The organism is Leptospira gomenensis (assembly GCF_004770155.1).
Classification (GTDB): Bacteria; Spirochaetota; Leptospiria; order Leptospirales; family Leptospiraceae; genus Leptospira; species Leptospira gomenensis.
On sequence record NZ_RQFA01000025.1, the window covers coordinates 1 to 746 of the forward strand.

A 746-nucleotide genomic window follows, 5' to 3' on the forward strand; every position below is an offset into this window, starting at 1 on the left:
CCCGACAAATTCCAATTCTGCTCCCCCCACAATCCGTTTCGCTCCGTTCGAAGTGCACGAAGCTCTGGTCGGACGCCATCCGCAGAATCGCCAACCGCCTGCTCATTGTTAGGTGGCGCATCCTGCGTTCCCTCCTCCGGCGCCTCAGAACCAAACGAAGTTCGACGGGCCGCGGCCGCCGCCACAGCAGACACTGAAGCAGAGGTAGAGGCAGAAGGCTGATACAACGTCGTTCCCGCTTTCTTACCCAAACGTTTGGTCGCGGTCAAAAACTTGGCGTAGGTTCGCAACAACTCGGGAATTTTCTTCGGAAGACGACGCGCGGCAGCCTCCCCATATCGCTCTCTATACCGAAGCCAGGTTTCTTCCGGAACGAGCAAGGTCACCGTTTCCTTTCTGTCATTTTGTAAACGAGAAGAAATTTCTTCTTCGTTGTTGAGCAGTAAATATCCCATACCGCACTCGGTTCCACGGCTTGCACGAATGTCACGCTTCCGATGAAAAAAATTCGCGAACATTTGCGTTGTAATCAGAGAAAATATTCTGGTTCGGTTCGAGCTGAGTCGGGTCAGCTGCGTCAAGCCAGGTAGGATTGAGCTACGTCAACTTAAGTCGAATCAAATCAAATCGAGTCAAGTCGAATCCAGCGGAGCGACATTGAAACAACCAAGATCTCAAACTTACCAATTGAAGATCGAAAATCACGAATTTCGAATCGGCAAAACCCAAGGGCCAACCAGAGCCGA

At 51.5% G+C, this 746-nt stretch carries 1 protein-coding gene; it reads right to left on the minus strand.

Translation table 11 applies throughout. The features are described from left to right. Positions 1–455, minus strand: a 455-nt coding sequence (locus EHQ17_RS04725; protein ID WP_135736148.1) for a DUF1564 family protein, incomplete at its 3' end; no start/stop codon positions are given. Positions 456–746: the final 291 nt, after the last annotated feature.